General features: G+C 35.5%; 26 protein-coding genes. 25 read left to right on the forward strand and 1 reads right to left on the reverse strand.

Annotated elements, in window-relative coordinates:
- The first annotated feature begins 167 nt into the window (after nt 1-167).
- The 9 genes from ACYVEC_RS11825 (at nt 168) to rsmI (ending at nt 6,668) form a co-directional block, all read left to right on the forward strand.
- Nucleotides 168-347, forward strand: a complete 180-nt coding sequence (locus tag ACYVEC_RS11825; protein ID WP_063222193.1) for a sigma factor G inhibitor Gin — start codon at nt 168-170, stop codon at nt 345-347.
- A 72-nt stretch (nt 348-419) separates the two neighbouring features.
- Nucleotides 420-1,841 (forward strand): aminotransferase class I/II-fold pyridoxal phosphate-dependent enzyme, encoded by a 1,422-nt coding sequence (locus ACYVEC_RS11830; RefSeq protein WP_063222194.1) that lies wholly within the window; start codon nt 420-422, stop codon nt 1,839-1,841.
- Between the two features lies 1 nt (nt 1,842).
- Complete coding sequence (gene tmk / locus ACYVEC_RS11835; protein ID WP_063222195.1) at nt 1,843-2,469, forward strand: dTMP kinase; 627 nt, start codon at nt 1,843-1,845, stop codon at nt 2,467-2,469.
- A gap of 35 nt (nt 2,470-2,504) precedes the next feature.
- A complete protein-coding gene (gene holB / locus ACYVEC_RS11840) occupies nt 2,505-3,488 on the forward strand; it encodes a DNA polymerase III subunit delta' (protein WP_275719634.1) in 984 nt (327 codons plus the stop codon).
- Between the two features lie 5 nt (nt 3,489-3,493).
- Nucleotides 3,494-4,321 (forward strand): PSP1 domain-containing protein, encoded by an 828-nt coding sequence (locus tag ACYVEC_RS11845; RefSeq protein ID WP_063222223.1) that lies wholly within the window; start codon nt 3,494-3,496, stop codon nt 4,319-4,321.
- 14 nt (nt 4,322-4,335) lie between these two features.
- Nucleotides 4,336-4,686, forward strand: coding sequence for a DNA replication initiation control protein YabA (gene yabA, locus ACYVEC_RS11850; RefSeq protein ID WP_000412056.1), 351 nt, complete (start codon nt 4,336-4,338; stop codon nt 4,684-4,686).
- Between the two features lie 120 nt (nt 4,687-4,806).
- Entirely contained in the window at nt 4,807-5,547 is a 741-nt protein-coding gene (locus ACYVEC_RS11855) for a tRNA1(Val) (adenine(37)-N6)-methyltransferase (RefSeq protein WP_460506572.1), read from the forward strand.
- The gene (locus tag ACYVEC_RS11860) at nt 5,534-5,824 is read left to right on the forward strand and encodes a GIY-YIG nuclease family protein (protein WP_060629172.1); all 291 of its coding nucleotides are present in this window, start codon (nt 5,534-5,536) and stop codon (nt 5,822-5,824) included. The genes ACYVEC_RS11855 and ACYVEC_RS11860 overlap by 14 nt, the downstream gene beginning before the upstream one ends.
- Entirely contained in the window at nt 5,793-6,668 is an 876-nt protein-coding gene (gene rsmI, locus ACYVEC_RS11865) for a 16S rRNA (cytidine(1402)-2'-O)-methyltransferase (RefSeq protein ID WP_063222198.1), read from the forward strand. Before ACYVEC_RS11860 ends, rsmI begins: the two co-directional genes overlap by 32 nt.
- A 20-nt stretch (nt 6,669-6,688) precedes the next feature.
- Here rsmI and ACYVEC_RS11870 read toward each other — a convergent pair whose 3' ends face one another.
- Nucleotides 6,689-6,973, reverse strand: coding sequence for an AbrB/MazE/SpoVT family DNA-binding domain-containing protein (locus ACYVEC_RS11870; RefSeq protein ID WP_000843036.1), 285 nt, complete (start codon nt 6,971-6,973; stop codon nt 6,689-6,691).
- Nucleotides 6,974-7,490: 517 nt separating this feature from the next.
- Between ACYVEC_RS11870 and metG the strand changes: the two genes are divergently transcribed.
- From metG to mfd, 16 genes are all read left to right on the forward strand, one after another.
- Complete coding sequence (gene metG, locus ACYVEC_RS11875) at nt 7,491-9,473, forward strand: methionine--tRNA ligase (RefSeq protein WP_063222199.1); 1,983 nt, start codon at nt 7,491-7,493, stop codon at nt 9,471-9,473.
- A gap of 166 nt (nt 9,474-9,639) precedes the next feature.
- Nucleotides 9,640-10,407 carry a TatD family hydrolase gene (locus ACYVEC_RS11880; RefSeq protein WP_063222200.1) on the forward strand — a complete coding sequence of 256 codons (768 nt, stop codon included), beginning with the start codon at nt 9,640-9,642 and terminating at the stop codon, nt 10,405-10,407.
- 194 nt (nt 10,408-10,601) lie between these two features.
- A complete protein-coding gene (gene rnmV / locus ACYVEC_RS11885) occupies nt 10,602-11,159 on the forward strand; it encodes a ribonuclease M5 (RefSeq protein WP_063222201.1) in 558 nt (185 codons plus the stop codon).
- Nucleotides 11,156-12,034, forward strand: coding sequence for a 16S rRNA (adenine(1518)-N(6)/adenine(1519)-N(6))-dimethyltransferase RsmA (gene rsmA, locus ACYVEC_RS11890; protein ID WP_063222202.1), 879 nt, complete (start codon nt 11,156-11,158; stop codon nt 12,032-12,034). The genes rnmV and rsmA overlap by 4 nt, the downstream gene beginning before the upstream one ends.
- Nucleotides 12,035-12,144: 110 nt before the next feature.
- On the forward strand, nt 12,145-13,008 hold the full coding sequence (gene yabG / locus ACYVEC_RS11895; protein WP_001173738.1) for a sporulation peptidase YabG: 864 nt from the start codon (nt 12,145-12,147) through the stop codon (nt 13,006-13,008).
- A gap of 239 nt (nt 13,009-13,247) precedes the next feature.
- On the forward strand, nt 13,248-13,508 hold the full coding sequence (gene veg / locus ACYVEC_RS11900) for a biofilm formation stimulator Veg (RefSeq protein WP_000044349.1): 261 nt from the start codon (nt 13,248-13,250) through the stop codon (nt 13,506-13,508).
- Nucleotides 13,509-13,599: 91 nt separating this feature from the next.
- On the forward strand, nt 13,600-13,779 hold the full coding sequence (gene sspF / locus ACYVEC_RS11905) for an acid-soluble spore protein SspF (protein ID WP_001985066.1): 180 nt from the start codon (nt 13,600-13,602) through the stop codon (nt 13,777-13,779).
- Between the two features lie 196 nt (nt 13,780-13,975).
- Entirely contained in the window at nt 13,976-14,845 is an 870-nt protein-coding gene (gene ispE, locus ACYVEC_RS11910) for a 4-(cytidine 5'-diphospho)-2-C-methyl-D-erythritol kinase (RefSeq protein ID WP_000772094.1), read from the forward strand.
- A gap of 54 nt (nt 14,846-14,899) precedes the next feature.
- Entirely contained in the window at nt 14,900-15,748 is an 849-nt protein-coding gene (purR, locus tag ACYVEC_RS11915) for a pur operon repressor (protein ID WP_063222203.1), read from the forward strand.
- Nucleotides 15,749-15,872: 124 nt separating this feature from the next.
- Complete coding sequence (locus tag ACYVEC_RS11920) at nt 15,873-16,247, forward strand: RidA family protein (protein WP_063222204.1); 375 nt, start codon at nt 15,873-15,875, stop codon at nt 16,245-16,247.
- 152 nt (nt 16,248-16,399) lie between these two features.
- On the forward strand, nt 16,400-16,693 hold the full coding sequence (gene spoVG, locus ACYVEC_RS11925; protein WP_000454042.1) for a septation regulator SpoVG: 294 nt from the start codon (nt 16,400-16,402) through the stop codon (nt 16,691-16,693).
- A gap of 322 nt (nt 16,694-17,015) precedes the next feature.
- Complete coding sequence (gene glmU, locus ACYVEC_RS11930; protein ID WP_063222205.1) at nt 17,016-18,395, forward strand: bifunctional UDP-N-acetylglucosamine diphosphorylase/glucosamine-1-phosphate N-acetyltransferase GlmU; 1,380 nt, start codon at nt 17,016-17,018, stop codon at nt 18,393-18,395.
- Between the two features lie 18 nt (nt 18,396-18,413).
- Nucleotides 18,414-19,367, forward strand: coding sequence for a ribose-phosphate diphosphokinase (locus tag ACYVEC_RS11935; RefSeq protein ID WP_000107420.1), 954 nt, complete (start codon nt 18,414-18,416; stop codon nt 19,365-19,367).
- 72 nt (nt 19,368-19,439) lie between these two features.
- Nucleotides 19,440-20,000, forward strand: a complete 561-nt coding sequence (pth, locus tag ACYVEC_RS11940) for an aminoacyl-tRNA hydrolase (RefSeq protein ID WP_080377450.1) — start codon at nt 19,440-19,442, stop codon at nt 19,998-20,000.
- A 70-nt stretch (nt 20,001-20,070) separates the two neighbouring features.
- Nucleotides 20,071-20,295 carry an anti-sigma-F factor Fin family protein gene (locus tag ACYVEC_RS11945; RefSeq protein WP_000399441.1) on the forward strand — a complete coding sequence of 75 codons (225 nt, stop codon included), beginning with the start codon at nt 20,071-20,073 and terminating at the stop codon, nt 20,293-20,295.
- Between the two features lie 105 nt (nt 20,296-20,400).
- Nucleotides 20,401-23,931, forward strand: a complete 3,531-nt coding sequence (gene mfd / locus ACYVEC_RS11950) for a transcription-repair coupling factor (RefSeq protein WP_063222206.1) — start codon at nt 20,401-20,403, stop codon at nt 23,929-23,931.
- Nucleotides 23,932-24,060: the final 129 nt, after the last annotated feature.

Below are 24,060 nucleotides of genomic sequence, written 5' to 3' on the forward strand. Positions count from 1 at the left end.
TTCGTGTTTTTTTGTGTTTTCAAACAGCGCGCAAAAAGAAGTAATGGTAATACAAACACGTTGCCCAAGGGTGAATCATATTATATAAGAGATTGATGTATATTTTTCTGTAAATTGTTAAGGAATAGGAGTATAAAATATGTCCATTTAAATAGGGAGGGCAAGATATGAAATCACAAAATGAAGTTTGTATTGTTTGTGAGACAGAAAGAAAAGAAGGGATATATATTTATAATAATTTGATATGTTATGAATGTGAAAAGGATATGGTGAATACGGAGACAAATGATCCGAAGTATATATATTATTTAAAACAGCTTCGGAAATTAGAAGCATCATATTTTTAAATAGGCATATGCCTATTATTTTTTTTGTTCTGTATAATAGATAAAGAATGAAATAATAAGGAAGAGATATAAATGAATCAAAATCGCATACCTTTATATGAGGCATTAATAGAGTTTAAAGAAAGAGGGCCGTTATCCTTTCATGTTCCAGGACATAAAAGTGGTTTAAACTTCCCTCAGGAGGCAGTAGAGGGGTTTAAAGATATACTATCTATCGATGTAACTGAGTTGTCAGGATTAGATGATTTACATAGTCCATTTGAATGTATAGATGAGGCACAACAATTATTAGCTGATGTATATGGAGTGGAAAAAAGTTATTTTTTAATTAATGGTTCAACAGTGGGGAACCTAGCAATGATTTTGTCTTGTTGCGGGGAACATGATATTGTTCTTGTACAAAGAAATTGTCATAAATCAATTATTAATGGTTTAAAATTAGCGGGAGCAAATCCGATTTTTTTAGATCCATGGATTGATGAAGCTTATAACGTACCAGTGGGAATTCATAATGAGGTTATTAAGGAAGCGATTGAAAAATATCCAAATGCTAAAGCACTCATTTTAACACATCCTAATTATTATGGTATGGGGGTAGATCTAGAAGTAAGTATTGGTTATGCACATGCACATAAAATTCCTGTTTTAGTAGATGAAGCACATGGTGCTCATTTTTGCTTAGGTGGAGCATTTCCAAAGTCAGCGTTAGCATATGGGGCAGATATTGTAGTTCATTCTGCACATAAAACATTACCGGCGATGACGATGGGATCCTATTTACATATAACTAGTAACTTAGTGAAAGAAGAAAAAGTTTCTACCTATTTAAGTATGCTACAATCTAGTAGTCCATCGTATCCAATTATGACTTCTCTTGATATTGCACGTTTTACAATAGCGCGTATAAAAGAAGAGGGACATGATGAAATTGTCGAGTTTTTACGGGAATTTAAAGAAGAATTGTCTTCTATTCCACAAATAGCTATTTTACAATATCCATTACAAGACGAGTTAAAGGTTACCGTACAGACACGTTGTCAGTTATCAGGATACGAATTACAGTCTGTATTTGAAAAGGTAGGTATATATACGGAAATGGCAGATCCATATAATGTCCTATTTATTTTGCCCTTGCAAGCAAATAAGGAGTATATGAAGGCCATAGAGATGATTCGAGTGGCATTGCAATATTATGAGGTCAAAGACAAGAGGGAATCTATTCGTTATACTTATAAAGGAGAAATTTCTCCTTTACCGTATACATATAAACAACTAGAAGGATATGAAACAAAAGTAGTATCTGTAGAAGAAGCAGTTGGTATGATAGCGGCGGAAATGATAATTCCGTATCCACCTGGAATTCCATTGATTATGTACGGGGAAAGAATTACTTCAGAACATAAAGAGCAAATTATGTATTTAGAGAAAGCGGGCGCTCGTTTTCAAGGTAGTACGAAATATATGAAAGTGTATGATATAGAAAGTAGGTTTTAGGATGAAGGGATTATTTGTAACAATTGAAGGTCCAGAAGGTTCGGGTAAAACAACGTTAATTCAAAGTTTATTGCCATACTTTGAACAAAAAGAACAAAAGGTAATGGCGACGAGAGAACCAGGTGGTATTGCAATTTCTGAGGATATTAGAACGATTTTACATAAACAAGAATATACGATGATGGAAGCACGTACAGAGGCACTTTTATATGCTGCTGCACGCAGACAACATTTAGTAGAAAAAGTTATGCCGGCGCTTAACGAGGGCTACCTTGTATTATGTGATCGTTTTATAGATAGCTCCTTAGCGTATCAAGGATATGCAAGAGGATTAGGTATGGATAAAGTATTTGAAATAAATCGCTTTGCAACAGAGGACTGTATGCCTAGTGTAACAATTTACTTAGACATTGAACCAGAGATTGGTTTAGCTCGAATTGAAAAAGATGCAGGACGTGAAGTGAATCGATTAGATATGGAAGATATCTCTTTCCATAAACGTGTGCGTGAAGGATATTTACAAGTTGTAGAACGTTTCTCAGATCGTATTGTATTGGTAAATGCTGATCAACCAATGGAAAAACTTATAGAAGAAGTTGTTCAGATTATAGAAGATAAATTGTTATAATAGAAGGAAAGAATGAAATAAGTGAGGTATGCATTATGACGAAGACGTGGGAGCAGCTTTCTGCTATACAACCCATCGGTGTAAAAATGTTGATGAATAGCATTGCAAAAGAGCGTATATCCCACGCTTACTTGTTAGAGGGAGGGAAAGGGACAGGAAAGTTTGCGACAGCAATTCAAATGGCAAAGAGTTTCCTCTGTTCTCAGCGGAACGAGGTAGAGCCCTGTCATGTATGTACAAATTGTAAGCGAATTGATTCAGGAAACCACCCAAACTTACATATTGTAAAACCAGACGGATTATCGATTAAGAAGCAGCAAATTCATGATTTACAAGACGAGTTTTCAAAAACAGGATTAGAAGCAAATAAAAAAGTATATATTATTGAGCACGCAGACCGCATGACAGCAAATGCAGCGAATACACTCTTGAAATTTTTAGAAGAACCAAGTAGTGATACAACAGCTATTTTACTTACTGAACAAAGTCATCAAATTTTAAATACGATTTTATCCCGCTGTCAAGTTGTTACATTTAGACCGTTACCTACGGAATCTTTAATTAGAAGATTACAGGATGAAGGTATTACGGCATCTTTAGCGACACTTGCTGCACAACTCACGAATAGTTTTGATGAAGCTTTAGCTTTATGTAGTGATGAATGGTTTGCACAAGCACGAGCTTTAGTGATAAAATTATGTGAAGCGCTCGAAAAAGACAAAGCCTCTATTTTTTTTGTACAAGAAAAATGGGGAAAGCACTTTGGAGAGAAAGAACAATTACAGCAAGGTTTAGATATGTTACTCCTTATTTATAAGGATTTATTATATGTTCAACTTGGAGAAGAAGATCGTCTTGTTTTTCATGAGCAGAAAGAGATGTTTGAATCTTTCTCCTATGCTCAGAAGCGCATTGTATCAGCTCTCTTTAATATATTAGAGGCAAAAAATAGAATCAACGCTAATGTAAATGCGCAGCTTGTGTTCGAACAGTTAGTGTTGCGGTTGCAGGAGGGATGACCGTTTTGTATGATGTAGTAGGTGTTCGCTTTAAGAAGGCCGGAAAGGTGTATTACTTTGACCCGAATCAGTTCGATATCTCTGAAAATGAGTTTGTAATTGTAGAAACAGTAAGAGGTATTGAATACGGAAAAGTAGTTATTACCAAAAAGCAAGTTGATGAAAACGACGTTGTATTACCGCTAAAAAAGGTTATTCGTATTGCCAATGAAAATGATCGTACCATTGTTGAAGAGAACAAACATGCTGCGAAAGAAGCATATCAAGTTTGTCAGCAAAAGGTAGTAGAACATAATCTTGATATGAAACTTGTAGATGTAGAGTATACGTTCGATCGCAATAAGATTATTTTCTACTTTACTGCGGATGGTCGGATTGATTTCCGCGAACTAGTGAAGGACTTAGCGGCAATTTTTAGGACAAGAATTGAACTAAGACAAATTGGTGTTCGTGATGAAGCAAAGATGCTTGGTGGTATTGGTCCATGTGGTCGTATGCTTTGTTGTTCTACTTTTTTAGGAGATTTTGAACCTGTATCCATTAAGATGGCAAAGGATCAAAATTTATCATTAAATCCTGCAAAAATCTCTGGTTTATGTGGTCGCTTAATGTGTTGCTTAAAATATGAGAATGATGAGTATGAGGCAGCAAAGGAACAACTTCCTGATTTAGATCAACGTATACAAACCCCGCATGGTACTGGCCGTGTTATCGGATTAAATATTTTAGAAAGATTAATTCAAGTGGAACTAGTAGACAAGGAACGGATAGTAGAATATACGTTAGATGAGTTAATGAATAAAGGGGTCGTTTCGAGTCAAACCACAGATTAATGAGGTGGGTGCTTGTGGAGAAAAAAGATATTTTTGCATCGGTTTCTAGTATGGAAGAGCAAATTGGACATTTATACAAACAGTTGGGAGAATTAAAACAACATCTTGCAGAGTTGTTGGAAGAAAACCAACATATAAAAATGGAAAATGAAAATTTGCGACACCGCTTTGAAGAAGTGCAGATTAAGGAAAAACAAAAAACTCAAAAACGTAAAGAAGTGAAGCCGAAGACAGATATTGGTGAAGGCTACGATAATTTAGCAAGACTATATCAAGAAGGTTTTCATATTTGTAATCTGCATTATGGAAGTGTACGTAAAGAGGGCGATTGTTTATTCTGCCTGTCATTTTTAAATAAAAAGTGAAATTACCTTTCCAATGATAATTGGAAAGGTAATTTTTTATACATGAGAGTAGAATGAAATATGTTTTTAATTAGTAGAAGATGAAATAGGGTAGGTTAAGGGTAAGAAAAGGAGTAATATATGAAATTATATGAAGATGAACGTTTAGATTACTTATTAGCACAAGAAATGAAAATTATACAAAGTCCATCGGTATTTAATTTTTCATTAGATGCTGTTTTACTTGCAGACTTTGCTTGGGTGCCAATTCAAAAAGGTAATTTACTTGATCTGTGTACAGGTAACGCAGTTGTACCCCTTCTGTTGAGTACGAGAACGAAAGGGAATATTACAGGGGTGGAAATTCAAGAACGTTTATATGATATGGGAATAAGAAGCGTTCAATACAATAAGTTAGAAGAAAGAATTCACTTAATACATGGGGATTTAAAAGATATGCCGGAGAAACTTGGACGTCATCAATATGATGTTGTCACATGTAATCCGCCGTATTTTCAAACACCTGCAACTTCTGAGAAAAATATGAATGAACATTTAGCAATAGCTCGTCATGAAATTATGTGTACATTAGAGGATGTTGTATCTGCAAGCAGTCAGCTAGTAAAACAGGGCGGGAAAGTGGCATTTGTACATCGTCCAGGTCGTTTACTAGACATTGTTACATTAATGCGTAAATACAAAATTGAACCAAAACGTGTACGATTTGTTTATCCTAAGGCAGGAAAAGAAGCGAATACATTGCTAATTGAAGGAATTAAGGACGGAAATGCAGAGTTAAAAATATTGCCACCTCTTTTTGTATATGAAGAAAATAATGAATATACAAAGGAGATTCGTTCAATTTTATATGGAGAAGAATAAGCATTGTTTTTATGTAGTGGAGTGCTCTGATGGAAGTTATTATGCTGGATATACAAATCATATAGAGAAGCGGATTCAGACCCATAATAGCGGGAAAGGGGCTAGGTATACGCGTGCTAGACTTCCTGTTGTTTTAAAATACGTAGAAGACCATGAGGATAAGCGTACAGCTATGCAAGCAGAGTATTATTTTAAACAATTAAATAGAAAACAAAAAGAAGAATATATGCAAAAAGGAGAACCATATGTGGCAACAAAAAAGCTTTCAGCAAAATGAAAAGGGAGTATTATATTTAGTACCAACTCCAATTGGAAATTTAGAGGATATGACATTTCGTGCAATTCGAATTTTAAAAGAAGTAGATGTTATTGCAGCGGAGGATACAAGGCAAACGAAGAAGCTTTGTAATTATTTTGAAATTGAAACACCTGTGATGAGTTACCATGAACATAACAAAGAAGTAAGTGGACGAAAAATTTTAGATAAGTTAGCAGATGGTAAGACTGTAGCCATTGTGAGTGATGCTGGTATGCCGTGTATTTCAGACCCTGGTTACGATATTGTTGTAGAGGCTGTAGCGGAACAGTATCATGTTATCCCGCTTCCTGGGGCAAATGCAGCACTTACAGCATTAATTGCATCAGGTCTTGAAACAAAACAGTTTTATTTCTATGGATTTTTACAAAGAAATAAAAAAGAAAGAAAAATGGAGTTAGAGAAGCTTCGTTATGTACAACCTACAATAATGTTTTATGAAGCACCTCACCGTTTAGATGATACTTTAATCTCGATGCAAGAAGTGTTGGGAAATAGAGAAATTGTATTATGTCGAGAGTTAACGAAAAAATTTGAGGAATTTATTCGAGGGACAATCGAAGAAGCAATTGAGTGGACGAAACAAAATGAAGTTCGTGGCGAGTTTTGTATTTTAGTAGCTGGTTCAACGGAAGAACCTGCCCCAGAAGAACAATGGTGGGAATCTATTTCAGTATATAATCATATTGAACATTATATAAATGAAAAAGGTATGAATTCAAAAGAGGCGATAAAAACAGTCGCTAAAGATCGAGATTTGTCGAAACGCGATGTATATCAAATCTATCATGTCGATAAAAAATAAGCTTCTCATAATTGAGAAGCTTATTTTGCTGTTTCGATATAATCTTGAAGTTCGTTTAAGATTTGCTCAGCGCCTTCTTTGCTTAAGATAATTTTACCTTCAGCTAAAGATAGGTTACCATCAGATACTTCACCAGTTACTTGGCAAGTCATGTTTGGTTTATATTTTTTTAAGATGATTTTCTCGTCATCAACATAGATTTCAAGTGCATCCTTTTCTGCAATACCTAACGTACGGCGTAATTCGATTGGAATTACTACACGACCTAATTCATCAACTTTACGAACGATACCAGTAGATTTCATAATTCTTTTCCTCCTAAAGAAATAGTTTATAAGTTTCGAGTCTATTTTTAGATTCGTCATTTTTCGACAAAATACCCTATGGACATATGATACCAATCATTTACATTTCCGTCAATTCTTTAATTCTATATTTTTTAAAAAGATTTATAGAGTTCTTACTTCTTATATATAATAGAATGGGAGTAATTTCTACTATTATTTCACTTTATTTTCTGAAAAAATTATAAACTTCGAGTGACGATTGTATATTTTCTTGAAATATGAGTAATAGATGATAAAGATACTAGTCATTAACTCGTTTTTATCCTGCTATTTGCCGAGCAGTAAGATTCCAAATTCAAAATTTGACTGGAGCAAAGAAGTTAAGTGGGAGTCGAGCTGCTTATAAAAGCCCGATTGGTGCGGGCTAATAATCCGCGTGAGTGAACACCCCCACAGATTAAAGTTTCACTTTATATATAAGTTTTTGATATACTATTTATAAATACATATGAGGTTATCCGGGAGGTCCAAAACAATGACAGAGGAAAAAAAATCCTTTTATATTACTACCCCAATTTATTATCCAAGTGGAAAATTACACATTGGACATGCTTATACGACAGTAGCAGGAGATGCAATGGCACGATATAAGCGTATGCAAGGATACAATGTTCATTATTTAACAGGAACTGATGAGCATGGACAGAAGATCCAAAAAAAAGCAGAAGAATTAAATATTACACCACAAGCATATGTGGATAATATTGTTGCAGGAATTAAAGAACTTTGGGAGAAGATGGATATCTCTTATGATGATTTTATTCGTACAACTGAAGATCGTCATAAAGATGTTGTTGAAAAAATCTTCAAGCAACTAGTAGATCAAGGTGATATTTATCTTGATGAATATGAAGGTTGGTATTCTGTACAAGATGAGACATTCTATACGGAGCATCAATTAGTAGATCCAATTATGGAAGGTGACAAAGTAGTTGGAGGAAAAAGTCCAGATAGTGGTCATGATGTAGAACTTGTTCGTGAAGAATCATATTTCTTTAGAATGGGTAAATATGTCGACAGACTATTAAAATTCTATGAAGATAATCCACATTTCATTCAGCCAGAGTCTCGTAAGAATGAAATGATTAATAACTTCATTAAACCAGGCTTAGAAGATTTAGCAGTTTCTCGTACTTCATTTGACTGGGGAGTACGTGTTCCAGGTAATCCGAAACACGTTATTTACGTATGGGTTGACGCATTATCTAACTACATTACAGCATTAGGTTATGGAACAGAAAATGAAGAGATGTATAAGAAATTCTGGCCAGCAGACGTGCATTTAGTTGGAAAAGAAATCGTTCGTTTCCATACAATTTATTGGCCAATCATTTTAATGGCATTAGATTTACCTCTTCCGAAAAAAGTCTTTGCTCACGGTTGGATTTTAATGAAGGATGGAAAGATGAGTAAGTCAAAAGGAAACGTAGTAGATCCAGTTACATTAATCGATCGTTACGGATTAGATGCATTACGTTATTACTTACTTCGTGAAGTTCCATTCGGATCTGATGGTGTATTCACACCAGAAGGATTTGTTGAGCGTATTAATTTCGATCTAGCAAATGACTTAGGTAACTTATTAAATCGTACAGTAGCTATGATTGATAAGTACTTTAACGGGGAAATCCCTGCATTTAAAGCAAATGTAACGGAATTTGATGAAACATTAGTAACGTTTGCAAAAGATACATTGAAAAAAGTAGAAGAGGCAATGGAGAATATGGAATTCTCTGTAGCGCTAAGTTCAATTTGGCAATTGGTTAGCCGTACGAATAAATATATCGATGAAACACAACCATGGGTATTAGCAAAAGATGAGAGTGATCGTGAAAAGTTAGCTTCTGTAATGGCTCATTTAGCAGAAGTACTTCGTCAAACAGGTATTATGCTTATGCCATTCTTAACAGTAGCACCAAGCAAGATGTTCGCTCAGCTTGGTCTTACTGATGAAGCACATAAATCTTGGGAAAGCCTATCTACAATTGGCTGTATTCCAGCTGGAACAAAAGTAGAAAAAGGAAACCCAATTTTCCCTCGCTTAGAAATGGAAGTGGAAGTAGAGTACATTAAGGAACAAATGAAAAGCTCTGCTCCTAAAATAGAAGAGAAAAAAGAAGAAGAACCGAAGGCAGAAGAAATTACAATTGATGATTTCTTTAAAGTAGAATTACGCGTAGCAGAAGTACTATCTGCTGAACCTGTGAAAAAAGCAGATAAGTTGTTGAAAATCCAGCTAGACTTAGGCACGGAAAAGCGTCAAGTCGTTTCTGGGATTGCAAAATTCTATTCGCTAGAAGAACTAAAAGGTAAAAAGGTTATTTGTGTAACAAACTTAAAACCTGTAAAATTACGCGGTGAATTATCACAAGGTATGATTTTAGCGGGTGAAGAGAATGGCGTATTGTCATTAGCATCAATCGACCAAAATTTACCAAATGGTACAAAAATCAAGTAATTAAGACAAGAAAAGAGATGTTTCACGTGTAACATGTGTGAAGCGTCTTTTTTCTTTTTACATTCTCTATTTTTGCATTAAGATTGTAGTATTGTTATCGTTAAGTTATTAAAGAGTTTATTTGTGTAGAATAAATTTGATTTCAATATAAAAGGAGTTATGTATTATGTTGTTTGATACACATTCACATTTGAATGCAGAGCAATTTGAAGAAGATTTGCAAGAAGTTATTGCGCGAATGAAAGAAGCGGGAGTTGCTTATACAGTTGTTGTTGGTTTTGATGAAGTAACGATAAAAAAGGCGATTGAATTAGCCGAAGCCTATGATTTTATTTACGCTGCGGTTGGATGGCATCCAGTTGATGCAATCGACATGACAGAAGAGCATTTAGCGTGGTTAGAAGAACTTGCTTCCCATCCTAAAGTCGTTGCCCTTGGAGAAATGGGCTTAGATTATCACTGGGATAAGTCTCCAAAAGAAATACAGAAGGAAGTATTCCGTAAACAAATTACATTAGCAAAAAAGGTAAAATTGCCGATTATTATACATAACCGCGATGCAACTCAAGATATTGTTGATATTCTGGAAGAAGAGAATGCGGCTGAAGTGGGAGGTATTATGCATTGCTTTAGCGGCAGCGTAGAAGTAGCGCAGCGATGTGTAGATATGAACTTTTTAATTTCATTAGGCGGACCGGTTACATTTAAGAATGCTAAGAAACCGAAAGAAGTTGCTGCAGAGATTCCATTAGAAAAATTGTTAATCGAGACGGATTGTCCATATTTAACACCACATCCATTTCGAGGGAAACGAAATGAACCGAGCTATGTAAAACTTGTAGCAGAAGAAATTGCGAACTTAAAAGGAATTTCTTATGAGGAAGTAGCAGAAATAACAACAAAAAATGCAAAAGCTTTATTTGGTGTTGAATAAAAAGGAGTGGGAGAACCCATTCTTTTTTATTTTTGTGAAAAAATAGGGTCGAATGAGAAAGTGTTACAATAAGGAGAGAGAACAAAGTTTTGGACATTCTATTTTTTAAAATGTAAGAATGGGGAAAATAATAATGGAAAAGTCGTCATTTTTTTGTTTTACTAAGTAGAGACGAAACGAGTGTGGAGGCAAGCATGAAAATTAAAGAGATTATCGTTGTAGAAGGTAAAGATGATACAGTTGCGATTAAGCGCGCTGTTGATGCGGATACAATTGAAACGAACGGTTCAGCAATCGGTGATCATGTTATTGAGCAAGTTAAATTAGCGCTGCAAAAAAGAGGCGTTATTATTTTCACAGATCCGGATTATCCTGGAGAGCGTATTCGAAAAATTATTTCTGATAAGGTTCCGGGATGTAAACATGCTTTTTTACCGAAGGAAGAAGCACTTGCTAAAAGGAAAAAAGCCGTCGGAATTGAACATGCTTCTAATGAATCAATTCGCCGTGCTTTAGAGAATATACATGAAGAAATGGAAGCTTACACAAGTGAAATTAGTTGGAGCGATCTAGTCGATGCAGGCTTAGTGGGCGGAGAAATGGCAAAGAGTCGCAGAGAAAGAATGGGTAAGCTATTAAAGATTGGTTATACAAATGCAAAACAGTTACATAAACGTTTACAAATGTTTCAAGTTTCAAAAGAATCGTTTGCAGAGGCTTATAAGCAAGTCATACAGGAGGAAAGAAAATGAAGGATATCGCAACGCCAAATCGTACGAAAGACATTGTTGAAAAGTATGGATTTTCATTCAAAAAGAGTTTAGGACAAAATTTTTTAATTGATACGAATGTATTAAATCGTATCGTTGATCACGCTGAAATTGGTTCAGAAAGTGGTGCAATTGAAATTGGACCAGGTATCGGTGCGTTAACAGAACAATTAGCGAAGCGTGCTAAAAAAGTAGTGGCTTTTGAAATTGATCAGAGATTGTTACCGATTTTAGATGAGACGTTAGCTCCATATAGCAACGTTACAGTTATAAATAAAGATGTACTAAAGGCAGATGTACATGAGGTGTTTAGTGAGCAATTTGAGGAAGGGCAAGATGTAATGGTAGTAGCTAACTTACCATACTATATTACAACGCCAATTTTATTTAAATTGCTGGAAGAGAAATTACCGGTTCGTGGATTTGTTGTTATGATGCAAAAAGAAGTTGGGGATCGTTTAGCTGCTAAACCTGGAACGAAAGAGTATGGTTCTTTATCAATTGCTATTCAGTATTATACAGAGGTAGAAACAGTTATGACTGTACCACGTACAGTGTTTGTACCACAACCAAATGTTGATTCTGCAATTATCCGTCTTCTAAAACGTCCGAAACCAGTTGTAGAAGTAACAGATGAGAATTTCTTCTTTGAAGTAGTACGAGCAAGTTTTGCACAGCGTCGTAAAACTTTAATGAATAATTTATCAAATAATTTAAATGGTTTCCCGAAAGATAAAGAGCTGTTAGATCGAATTTTAACAGAAGTAGAAATTGATCCAAAACGAAGAGGCGAAACGCTATCTATTGAAGAGTTTGCAACATTAAGTAATGCATTAGTTCTTCATAAATTGTCATAAGAATATAAAAGGGACAGTTCAACTTGAACTGTCCCTTTTGTCACCTTTCCTCTCCTAAATTCATACTTTAAAAACAGGTAAGATGGCCTAACGAGTTTGGAGGTAGGAGAATGGCTTTACATGTTGGAGAATTAGTGGAACGATATTCTCATAATAGGGATATCCTTTTTCGTATTATAGAAATAAAAGGCGAGATAGCTATATTGTTTGGAGAGGAAATTAGATTGGTGGCGGATGCGCCACTTGAAGACTTAATTAGTATAGATCAACGAGAACATAAAAAAAGAGCGAAGCGTGAGAAAGAAACAATGGAGCGTACGTATCGTTTGTTTCAACAAGATTATGTATTAATGAAACAAAGGCATGAACATACTTCAACCGGTGGATATACAAGTGAGGTGAATTATTTTCAAATGCCAGGACGTGTATTGCACATAGATGGAGACCCGTTATATTTGCGCAAGTGCCTAGATTTATATAATAAAATTGGTGTTCCTGTACAAGGTATTCATTGTAAAGAAACAGAGATGCATGAAAAGGTAGTAGATTTAATAGATCATTTTCGCCCGGACATTTTAGTTATTACAGGGCACGATGCGTATACAAAATCCAAAGGGGTAAAGGGAGATTTAGCAGCATATAGGCATTCAAGACATTTTGTACAGGCTGTTCGAGAAGTGCGAAAAAAATATCCATCATTGGATCAACTCGTTATTTTTGCTGGAGCATGTCAATCACACTTTGAAGCATTAATTCGAGCAGGTGCTAATTTTGCTAGTTCACCATCTAGAATTAATATTCACGCACTAGATCCTGTATATGTGGTTGGTAAAATTAGTTTTACGTCATTTATGGAGAGAGTCAACGTATGGGATGTTGTACGTAATACGATTACTGGCGAAAAGGGACTTGGCGGGATTGAGACGAGGGGGATTTTACGAACTGGATTACCCTTTCAACATTATGAAGAATAAGCAAGGTACATATGTATCTTGCTTTTTTTGTATGGAAAGGATTTAAATCAGCTTGGATAAAAAGAGACAAGAACGTACAGACTACATAATGATACTTTTACAATATAGTATTTCTTCTATCTATTCGAACGCATGATGCTTTTATAATGATATTGTCTGTGAGTTGCGGTTAATAATTGGGATAGATATATCGTGTTTTAAGTGTTCAATCTAAATTACAGCGAGGTGTAACGAAGTATATGTCAAAACGTTTAGATGAAATTAAAAGCGAATTAGATCACCATCTTGGACAGAGACTGATGTTAAAGGCAAATAGTGGGAGAAGAAAGACTGTAGAACAATCAGGTGTACTTGCAGAAACGTACCGTTCTGTTTTTGTTGTACAACTGGATCAGCAAGAAGATGCGTTGCAACGTGTATCGTATAGCTATGCGGATGTTTTAACAGAGACAGTAGAGTTAACATTTTATGGTGAACCTCATAATGAAGTGATTTTATAATTTATGTATCGTTACATATATTCCCACAAATGAAAAGCTATATTATTTTGCATACTAATTATACCGTAGCAAAATAAGGAGGGACTTTGCATTGAGTAGACGAAGAGGTGTCATGTCAAATCAATTTAAAGAAGAGCTTGCAAAAGAGCTAGGCTTTTATGATGTTGTTCAGAAAGAAGGCTGGGGCGGAATTCGTGCGAAAGATGCTGGTAACATGGTGAAACGCGCTATAGAAATTGCAGAACAGCAATTAATGAAACAAAACCAGTAGTTGTAAGATACTTTCTATGCTACGGTAGCCGAGGAGTGATTCCTCGGCTTTTTGTACTATAAAAGGTGCCATCATTTTACATAAGTAGTTTCATTCTGAATGCTTTTCGTTATAATTAGGGAAGTGTCATCGTCTTACTATAAATTTATGGTAAAATAAACGATAAAAGATTGAGTACATAGAGTGGGTGAATAGATTGAAGCTACTAGTGAAAGCACCAGCAAAGATTAATCTGTCGTTAGATGTACTGGGAAAAAGACAAGACGGATATCATGAAGTGAAAATGATTATGACAACAATTGATTTAGCGGATCGTTTAGAACTAATGGAATTAGCAGAAGACCGTATTGAAATTTTATCCCATAATCGGTATGTCCCAGACGACCAAAGGAATTTAGCTTATCAAGCAGCGAAATTATTAAAAGAGAAGTTTAATGTGAAAAAAGGCGTATCTATTACTATTGAAAAAACGATTCCGGTAGCAGCTGGATTAGCGGGTGGAAGTAGTGATGCAGCAGCGACATTACGTGGTCTTAATAAATTATGGAATTTAGGGCTTACAATTGACCAGTTAGCAGAGCTTGGCGCAGAAATTGGGTCAGATGTATCGTTTTGCGTATATGGTGGAACAGCAATTGCCACTGGAAGAGGAGAGCAAATTGAGCATATAAAAACTCCGCCTTCTTGTTGGGTTATTTTAGCAAAACCACATATTGGTGTATCTACTGCTGATGTGTATGGAAATTTAAAATTAAATCGAGTTACACATCCAAATGTAGATAAAATGGTTGATGTCATAAATGCTGGGGACTACAAAGGGATTTGTGATACTGTTGGTAACGTTTTAGAAGATGTAACGTTTGCGATGCACCCTGAAGTTGCACGTATTAAGGCACAGATGAAGCGATTTGGAGCGGATGCCGTATTAATGAGTGGAAGTGGCCCAACCGTATTTGGTCTTGTGCACCATGATTCGCGAATGCATCGTATATATAACGGGTTAAAAGGATTTTGCGAACAAGTATACGCAGTACGTTTATTGGGAGAGCGAGAAACGCTTGAATAAAGACGTATAATACGTTATGATTTGTTTAGAATATTCGTGATTTGAGGTGAGAGTATGAAAATTAGACGAAGTACAAGGTTAGTTGATATGACTTATTACTTGTTACAAAACCCTCGTCAGCTAGTTTCTCTCACTTTTTTTGCTGAAAGGTATCAATCAGCTAAGTCTTCTATTAGTGAAGATTTAGTTATTATTAAGCAAACGTTTGAACAACAAGGGGTCGGCACATTGCAAACGATACCAGGAGCAGCAGGAGGAGTGAAATATATACCATATATAAGTGAGGAAGAGGCAGATCTAATTATTGATGAGCTTTGTAGCTTATTTGAAAATCCAGATCGTATTTTGCCTGGTGGTTACTTATATATGACAGATCTTTTAAGTAATCCTCGTCATATTAATGGCGCAGGTCGTTTGTTTGCTTCTGTTTTTGCTAGGCAACCAATTGATGCGGTTATGACAGTGGCAACAAAGGGGATTCCACTTGCTTATGCAGTGGCAAATTATTTAGATGTACCGGTAGTAATTGCAAGGAAAGACAATAAGGTAACAGAGGGACCAACAGTTAGTATTAACTATGTATCAGGTTCTTCTAAGCGAATTCAAACAATGACGTTAGCAAAGCGTAGCCTTCCGGAAGGATCAAATGTTTTAATTATTGATGACTTTATGAAAGCTGGCGGAACAATTCAAGGTATGATAAGTATGTTAGAAGAGTTTAAGGCTAATGTTGTTGGTATTGGTGTATTAGTAGAATCCACGGATATTGAAGAAAGATTAATTAATAATTTTGTATCATTAATTCGTCTTTCAGAAGTTGATGTGAAGGAAAAAGCGATTCAAGTGGAAAAGGGAAATTATTCACTGGCACCATTTGAGGAAGGGCTTGTAGAGGCTGAGTAAAAAGGTAAAGCAGATAGCTTTATCTTTTTTTTATTCTATTTATAAATTATAAAATAGATGGACAAACTGCTTTTCGTGCACTATTTTTAAAGAGTAAAAATAAATAATAAAAGGGTGAAAAAAAATGAAAGTTGTTCAAACAAACAATGCACCACAAGCTATTGGACCATATTCACAAGGGGTTATTGTAAATAATATGTTTTATAGTTCAGGACAAATTCCGTTAACTGCAGGTGGAGAGCTTGTAGCAGGAGACGTGACAGTACAAACAGAGCAAGTGTTTCAAAATTTACAAGCAGTATTAGAAGAAGCGGGTGCTTCATTTGATACAGTAGTAAAAACAACAGTATTCTTAAAAGATATGGATGATTTTAATGCTGTTAATGAAGTATATGGCTCTTATTTCTCTACTCATAAGCCAGCTCGTTCTTGTGTACAAGTAGCAAAATTACCGAAAGATGTTTCAGTTGAAATCGAAGTAATTGCCCTAGTTAAGTAATTCTTTGTAAGCGATAACGTCCACTAATCTCTATATTCAATTACATTAAAAATTTTTATCTTAAAAATTTTTAAAAAATTAAAGGGAAAATAGAAATTTTGTGGAATTTATACAAATATATCGCTTATTTAGAAAAGGGTGGTGAACACAAGATGGAAGTGACTGACGTAAGATTACGCCGCGTAAACACAGAAGGCCGCATGAGAGCAATTGCCTCTATTACTCTAGACCATGAATTTGTTGTTCATGATATTCGTGTAATTGATGGTAATAATGGATTATTTGTAGCAATGCCAAGTAAACGTACTCCGGATGGAGAATTCCGTGACATTGCACATCCAATTAATTCTAATACACGCTCTAAAATTCAAGATGCGGTTTTAACAGAGTATCACCGTTTAGGCGAGTTAGAAGAGGTTGAGTTTGAAGAAGCGGGCGCTTCGTAAAATTCGAATGACAAGGGCTTTTTAAAGAAAGCCCTATAATTTTGCAACAAACTCCTGTAAGCATTTACAGGAGTTTGTTTTTTTGTGTTTATATATATTTATCGTTCGGAAAATTCTAAATTCAACAAAACAAAGAGGAAAACTTCTAATTTTTTCAAAATCATTTTAAATAGTATAGCTTATTTCTTAAAAAAGATACTAAAGAGTAAAACATCTTATAAGAATTATGGTAAAATTTAATAGTTAAAATGTGTTTCTTGAAATATATGATGATTTAGGATAATATCGTTAATGGATAAATAGGTTGCGATGGAGGGTCTATATGTCAAACAGATTTGCAGTGATTCTAGCTGCAGGCAAGGGCACACGTATGAAGTCTAAGCTATACAAAGTGCTTCATCCTGTATGTGGAAAACCTATGGTACAACATGTTGTCGATCAAGTATCTCAATTAGGATTGCAGAAACTTGTAACAGTCGTAGGACATGGTGCTGAAATGGTACAAGAACAGCTAGGAAACATAAGTGAGTTTGCATTACAAGCAGAACAACTTGGTACAGCGCATGCTGTAGATCAAGCTGCAAGTGTACTTGCAAATGAAGAAGGAACAACTTTAGTTATTTGTGGTGATACACCGCTAATAACTGCTGAAACGATGGAAGCATTGCTTCAGCAACATAAAGAAGCAGGGGCAATGGCGACGGTGCTAACAGCTTACATAGAAGAACCTGCTGGATATGGTCGTATCGTTCGTAATGAGAATGGTCATGTTGAAAAGATTGTTGAGCATAAGGATGCAAATGAGAAGGAATTAGCTATTAAAGAAATCAATACAGGTACGTATTGTTTTGATAATAAAGCTTTATTCGCCTCACTTTCTAAAGTTTCAAATGATAACGTACAAGGTGAATATTACCTGCCAGATGTTATTGAGATTTTAAAAAATGAAGGTCATATTGTATCAGCTTATCAAACAGAGCACTTCGATGAAACGTTAGGTGTTAACGACAGAGTCGCTCTATCGCAAGCGGAAATTATTATGAAAAACCGTATCAACCGAAAGAACATGGTAAATGGTGTTACAATTATTGATCCAAGTAACACGTATATTTCTGCTGATGCAATTATCGGTAGTGATACAGTTCTTCATCCAGGAACAATTATTGAGGGGAACACTGTAATTGGTTCTGATTGTGAAATTGGACCACATACAGTAATTCGTGATAGTGAAATTGGAGATCGTACGACAATTCGTCAATCTACTGTACATGATAGTAAGCTTGGTACAGAAGTATCGGTTGGTCCATTTGCACATATTCGCCCAGATTCAGTTATTGGAGATGAAGTACGCGTTGGAAACTTCGTGGAAATCAAAAAAACTGTTTTTGGTAATAGAAGTAAAGCTTCACACTTAAGTTATATCGGGGATGCACAAGTTGGAGAAGACGTGAATCTTGGTTGTGGTTCAATTACGGTGAACTATGACGGTAAGAATAAATTCAAAACTGTGATTGGTAACGGGGTATTTATTGGATGTAATTCAAACCTTGTCGCTCCTGTAACAGTTGAAGATGGTGCTTATGTGGCAGCAGGCTCTACAATTACAGAGAATGTTCCATCAAAAGCATTATCTGTAGCACGTGCACGTCAAGTTAACAAAGAAGACTATGTTGATCAATTGCTGAATAAGAAAAAATCATAATGTGGAGGGTTAATCTAGATGTCGACTCAATATCTAAATTCTAATTTGAAAGTATTCTCTTTAAACTCTAATAAGGAACTTGCTGAGCAAATTGCAAAGCACATTGGAGTAGGACTAGGAAAATGTTCTGTTGATCGTTTTAGTGATGGAGAAGTTCAAATTAACATTGAAGAAAGTATCCGTGGTTGCGATGTATTCATTATTCAATCTACAAGCTTCCCAGTAAACGAACATATCATGGAATTACTTATTATGATCGATGCATTAAAACGTGCATCTGCAAAAACAATTAATATTGTTATTCCTTACTATGGTTATGCGCGTCAAGACCGTAAAGCGCGTTCTCGTGAACCAATTACATCGAAACTTGTAGCAAACTTGCTTGAAACAGCAGGTGCAACTCGTGTAATCACTCTAGATTTACATGCTCCACAAATTCAAGGGTTCTTTGATATCCCAATCGACCACTTAATGGGTGTGCCAATTCTTTCAGATTACTTTGAAACAAAAGGTCTTAAAGATATCGTAATCGTGTCACCTGACCATGGTGGGGTAACTCGTGCTAGAAAAATGGCAGATCGCCTAAAAGCGCCAATCGCTATTATTGATAAGCGTCGTCCTCGCCCGAACGTATCAGAGGTAATGAACATTATCGGTAATATTGAAGGTAAAACAGCAATTTTAATTGATGACATCATTGATACAGCTGGTACAATTACATTAGCAGCGAACGCTCTTGTTGAGAACGGTGCTTCTGAAGTATATGCTTGCTGTACACACCCAGTATTATCTGGTCCAGCAATTGAACGTATCCAAAACTCAAATATTAAAGAGTTAGTTGTAACAAACTCTATCGTATTACCAGAAGAGAAGAAAATCGACAAAGTACATGAACTTTCAGTTGCTCCACTAATCGGAGAAGCGATCATTCGTGTATACGAAGAAGAATCTGTAAGTGTATTATTCAATTAATTGGATAGAATGAGACGTAACCAAGATTGGTTACGTCTTTTCGTATCGAAAAAAGAAAGTAGTGGTACAAGAATGAAATTGATAGTAGGACTTGGGAACCCGGGTAGAGAATATGAATTAACAAGGCATAATATTGGGTTTATGGCGATTGATGAACTTGCAAAGCGTTGGAATATTTCTTTAAACGAACAAAAATTTAAAGGGGTATTTGGTGCAGGGTTTGTTAATGGAGAAAAAGTAATCTTACTAAAGCCACTTACATATATGAATTTATCTGGGGAAAGTATTCGTCCACTTATGGATTACTATAAAATTGATGTAGAGGACTTTGTTGTTCTGTACGATGATTTAGACATCCCTGTAGGTAAATTACGCCTTCGTATGAAAGGTAGTGCTGGTGGACATAATGGTGTGAAATCAACAATTTCACATTTAGGAACACAAGAGTTTCAACGTATCCGTATGGGAATTGATCGTCCGAAAAATGGAATGAAGGTAGTAGATTACGTATTAGGACGCTTTACATCGGAAGAAATTCCTGATGTAAGTCATTCTATTGAAAAAGCGGCAGATGCATGCGAAGAATGGTTAAATAAACCGTTTCTTCAAATCATGAATACTTTCAATAGTTAAGGGTATGGTTTGGAATATTTTGTTTAGTTTTTACCCATACTAGTGGTAATTGGATTTTTAGGAGGCTAGTATGGAAGGATATTATTATTGCAGACATTGCGGGAGTAATGTAGGCTCCGTTACCGCAGAAAAAGTATATAGCGACGTTTTATTTCAACTAACAGAGCAAGAAGTAGTAGAGATGATTCATTTTCATGAGAATGGAAATATATATATAAAAACGATTTGTGAATCGTGTCAAGAAACGCTCGCATCTTATCCTGAGTATTATGAATATGAAAAATTTCTGCAATAAAATGTTGTCGCTTTGGCGTGTCCAAAGCATTTTTCTGTTTTCTTTTTCCAAAATATTTGCATAAAATATAGTGGCTTGCTCTTTATGTTGAGAGGGGTTTTGAAAATGATAGGTTTATTAGAACAATTTTATAAAAATGAAGAGATCCAATCGGTTATTAATGGATTAGAAGATGGTTTAAAAGAGCAACTTGTATCAGGTATGGCAACCTCTTCTCGTTCGTTATTAATGGCGGCCTTATATAAAAAAACAAAAAAATCACAACTTATTGTGACGCATAATTTATATCAAGCGCAAAAAGTGCATGAAGATTTAGTGGCGTTACTTGGTGAAAAAGATGTATGGCTATATCCAGTGAATGAATTGATAGCATCAGAACTTGGTGTTGCAAGTCCTGAATTGAAGGCGCAACGTATTGAAGTATTAAACCGTTTAGCTGCTGGAGAGAATGGGATTATTGTAGCGCCAGTTGCAGGACTGCGCAGATTTTTACCAATGAAAGAATTATGGAAGCAAAGGCAAATCGAAATCAATCTAGGGCAAGAGATTGATTTAGATACATTCTTGCATACTTTACATCATATTGGTTATGAGCGTAAGTCGATGGTAGAGGCTCCTGGGGAATTTAGTTTGCGCGGGGGAATATTAGATATTTATCCACTAACTGAAGAGTTACCATTTCGTATTGAATTTTTCGACACAGAAGTCGATTCTATTCGATTATTTGATGTGGATGAACAGCGCTCTCAAGATAAAAAAGAAAGTGTTAGATTTGGTCCAGCAACAGAGTTTTTATTTTCGCAGGAAGAATTGAAATCGGGAATTAAGCATCTTGAGGAAGGCTTGACCAAGACGATGCAAAAACTTTCCGATGATAAATTGAAGACTACAGTGCTTGAGACAGTAAGTCATGAAATTGAGATGTTAAAAAACGGGCAAAGTATAGAACAGATGTTTAAATATTTATCTATTTTCTATAAAGAACCTGCTAGTCTGATAGATTATTTACCAGAAGATGGTGTTGTGGTTTTAGATGAGATTTCCCGTATTCAAGAAACAGCATCACATCTTGAAACAGAAGAGGCGGAATGGTATATATCACTTCTTGGTGAGGGAACAATTATTCAAGATTTATCTTTCTCCCACTCGTTTGAGGAATTTCTTCATCATAAAAAAAGAAGTTTTGTATATTTAACGTTATTCTTACGTCATATAGCACATACACATCCGCAAAACATTGTAAATGTGACATGTAAAACAATGCAAGACTTCCATGGGCAGATGCAGTTGTTGAAAACTGAAATTGATAGATGGAGCGAAGGGCATTTTACGACCGTTGTGCTTGGCACAGATGATGAACGTGTAAAAAAACTACAACATATTTTAAGTGATTATGATATTGAGGCAGATATTGTAGAGGGCACAGATATATTATTGCCTGGAAGGTTACAAATTGCTGTAGGTGATTTACATGCAGGATTTGAAATGCCGATGCAAAAGCTTGTTGTCATTACTGAAAAAGAGCTTTTTCATAAGAAAGTTAAAAAATCACAACGTAAGCAAAAGTTATCGAATGCTGAACGTATTAAAAGTTATTCGGAATTAAAAGTTGGAGATTATGTAGTTCATGTAAATCATGGTATAGGTAAATTCTTAGGTATTGAGACATTAGAGATTAATGGTGTTCATAAAGATTACTTGAATATTAAATATCAAGGTAATGATAAGTTATACGTTCCAATTGAACAAATTGACCAAGTGCAAAAATATGTAGGATCTGAAGGGAAGGATCCTAAAGTTTATAAATTGGGCGGGAATGATTGGAAGAAGGTCAAAACGAAAGTTGAAAAATCTGTACAAGACATTGCGGATGACCTAATTAAACTATATGCTGAGCGCGAAGCTTCAAAGGGTTATGCATATACACCAGATACAGCAGAACAACAAGAATTTGAATCTTCTTTCCCATATCAAGAGACAGAGGATCAATTACGCTCTATTGAAGAGATTAAAAAGGACATGGAACGCGGACGTCCGATGGATAGGCTTCTTTGTGGTGATGTAGGATATGGAAAGACGGAAGTAGCTATTCGTGCGGCATTTAAGGCGATTATGGATGAAAAACAAGTTGCGATTTTAGTGCCGACAACGATCCTTGCACAACAACACTATGAAACAATTCGAGAGCGTTTTCAAGATTACCCGATTAATATTGGGTTACTAAGTAGATTCCGCACGCGAAAACAACAAAATGAAACAATTAAGGGTTTAAAGGATGGAACGGTAGATATTGTAATCGGAACGCATCGTATTTTATCTAAAGATGTTACTTATAAAGACTTGGGACTTCTGATTATTGATGAAGAGCAAAGATTTGGTGTGACGCATAAAGAAAAAATTAAACAATTGAAAGCAAATGTTGACGTATTAACATTAACGGCAACTCCAATTCCACGTACACTGCATATGTCTATGCTTGGAGTACGTGATTTATCTGTTATTGAGACACCGCCAGAAAATCGTTTCCCAGTCCAAACGTATGTAGTGGAGTATAATCCTGCGTTAATGCGAGAAGCGATAGAACGAGAGCTTGCAAGGGGTGGTCAAATTTACTTCCTATACAATCGTGTGGAGGATATTGAAAGAAAAGCAGATGAAATTTCAATGTTAGTTCCAGATGCTCGTGTAACATACGCACATGGGAAAATGAATGAAGGTGAATTAGAGTCTGTTATGCTATCGTTTTTAGAGGGGCAGCATGATGTTCTTGTGAGTACAACAATTATTGAAACAGGTGTAGATATTCCGAACGTTAATACGTTAATTGTATTTGATGCAGACCGTATGGGACTATCACAGTTGTATCAGCTTCGTGGGCGTGTTGGGCGTTCTAATCGCGTTGCATATGCATACTTTGCATACAAACGTGATAAAGTGTTATCAGAAGTTGCAGAGAGACGTCTACAAGCAATTAAAGAGTTCACAGAGCTTGGATCTGGTTTCAAGATTGCAATGAGGGATTTATCAATTCGTGGTGCGGGTAACTTGTTAGGGGCAGAACAACATGGATTTATTGATTCTGTCGGATTTGATCTATATTCTCAAATGCTAAAAGATGCGATTGAACAGCGCAGAGGAACAGATGGAGTTGAAAATACAGTTAATGTTGAAATCGACTTGGAAGTAGATGCATATTTACCAGATGCTTATATTTCAGATAGTAAACAAAAAATTATGATGTATAAACAATTTAGAGGTGTTTCTGCAATTGAGGATATTGAAGAGCTGCAGGAAGAGATGATAGATAGATTTGGTGATTATCCACAAGAAGTTGGTTATTTATTACAAATTGCAAATATTAAGGTATTGGCAATGAAGGAACAAATTGAATTAATTAAGCAAAATAAATTTGAAGTAACAATCCTGTTTTCGGAACAAGCAAGCCAAAACATTGATGGTGGAAAATTATTCATGCTTGGAAATAGTTTTGGACGTATGATCGGTCTAGGAATGGAAGGATCACAATTGAAAATCGTTATGAAAACAAATGGTTTAGAAACATCGAAGTGGTTAACAATTGCTGAAAATTTATTAAAAGGCCTACCAGATGTGAAAAAAGAAGTCATAAATGCCTAATATAAGATAAAAAAATACAATTCGACGTGCATAGAAGAACTAATGTGTAAAATACTATGTCTAACAGTTGGTGATTTTTACATGAACAGGTAAATTCACCACTTTGATCATCAGTAGAAAGTGAGGCAG

Source organism: Bacillus sp. MN7755 (assembly GCF_054771475.1).

Excerpts from the sequence above, each read along its gene's own strand:
- ACYVEC_RS11825 (WP_063222193.1), top strand. The coding sequence starts at position 168 with ATGAAATCACAAAATGAAGTTTGTATTGTTTGTGAGACAGAAAGAAAA.
- ACYVEC_RS11830 (WP_063222194.1), top strand. The coding sequence starts at position 420 with ATGAATCAAAATCGCATACCTTTATATGAGGCATTAATAGAGTTTAAA.
- tmk (WP_063222195.1), top strand. The coding sequence starts at position 1,843 with ATGAAGGGATTATTTGTAACAATTGAAGGTCCAGAAGGTTCGGGTAAA.
- holB (WP_275719634.1), top strand. The coding sequence starts at position 2,505 with ATGACGAAGACGTGGGAGCAGCTTTCTGCTATACAACCCATCGGTGTA.
- ACYVEC_RS11855 (WP_460506572.1), top strand. The coding sequence starts at position 4,807 with ATGAAATTATATGAAGATGAACGTTTAGATTACTTATTAGCACAAGAA.
- ACYVEC_RS11860 (WP_060629172.1), top strand. The coding sequence starts at position 5,534 with ATGGAGAAGAATAAGCATTGTTTTTATGTAGTGGAGTGCTCTGATGGA.
- rsmI (WP_063222198.1), top strand. The coding sequence starts at position 5,793 with ATGTGGCAACAAAAAAGCTTTCAGCAAAATGAAAAGGGAGTATTATAT.
- ACYVEC_RS11870 (WP_000843036.1), bottom strand. The coding sequence starts at position 6,973 with ATGAAATCTACTGGTATCGTTCGTAAAGTTGATGAATTAGGTCGTGTA.
- metG (WP_063222199.1), top strand. The coding sequence starts at position 7,491 with ATGACAGAGGAAAAAAAATCCTTTTATATTACTACCCCAATTTATTAT.
- ACYVEC_RS11880 (WP_063222200.1), top strand. The coding sequence starts at position 9,640 with ATGTTGTTTGATACACATTCACATTTGAATGCAGAGCAATTTGAAGAA.
- rnmV (WP_063222201.1), top strand. The coding sequence starts at position 10,602 with ATGAAAATTAAAGAGATTATCGTTGTAGAAGGTAAAGATGATACAGTT.
- rsmA (WP_063222202.1), top strand. The coding sequence starts at position 11,156 with ATGAAGGATATCGCAACGCCAAATCGTACGAAAGACATTGTTGAAAAG.
- yabG (WP_001173738.1), top strand. The coding sequence starts at position 12,145 with ATGGCTTTACATGTTGGAGAATTAGTGGAACGATATTCTCATAATAGG.
- veg (WP_000044349.1), top strand. The coding sequence starts at position 13,248 with ATGTCAAAACGTTTAGATGAAATTAAAAGCGAATTAGATCACCATCTT.
- purR (WP_063222203.1), top strand. The coding sequence starts at position 14,900 with ATGAAAATTAGACGAAGTACAAGGTTAGTTGATATGACTTATTACTTG.
- ACYVEC_RS11920 (WP_063222204.1), top strand. The coding sequence starts at position 15,873 with ATGAAAGTTGTTCAAACAAACAATGCACCACAAGCTATTGGACCATAT.
- spoVG (WP_000454042.1), top strand. The coding sequence starts at position 16,400 with ATGGAAGTGACTGACGTAAGATTACGCCGCGTAAACACAGAAGGCCGC.
- glmU (WP_063222205.1), top strand. The coding sequence starts at position 17,016 with ATGTCAAACAGATTTGCAGTGATTCTAGCTGCAGGCAAGGGCACACGT.
- ACYVEC_RS11935 (WP_000107420.1), top strand. The coding sequence starts at position 18,414 with ATGTCGACTCAATATCTAAATTCTAATTTGAAAGTATTCTCTTTAAAC.
- pth (WP_080377450.1), top strand. The coding sequence starts at position 19,440 with ATGAAATTGATAGTAGGACTTGGGAACCCGGGTAGAGAATATGAATTA.
- ACYVEC_RS11945 (WP_000399441.1), top strand. The coding sequence starts at position 20,071 with ATGGAAGGATATTATTATTGCAGACATTGCGGGAGTAATGTAGGCTCC.
- mfd (WP_063222206.1), top strand. The coding sequence starts at position 20,401 with ATGATAGGTTTATTAGAACAATTTTATAAAAATGAAGAGATCCAATCG.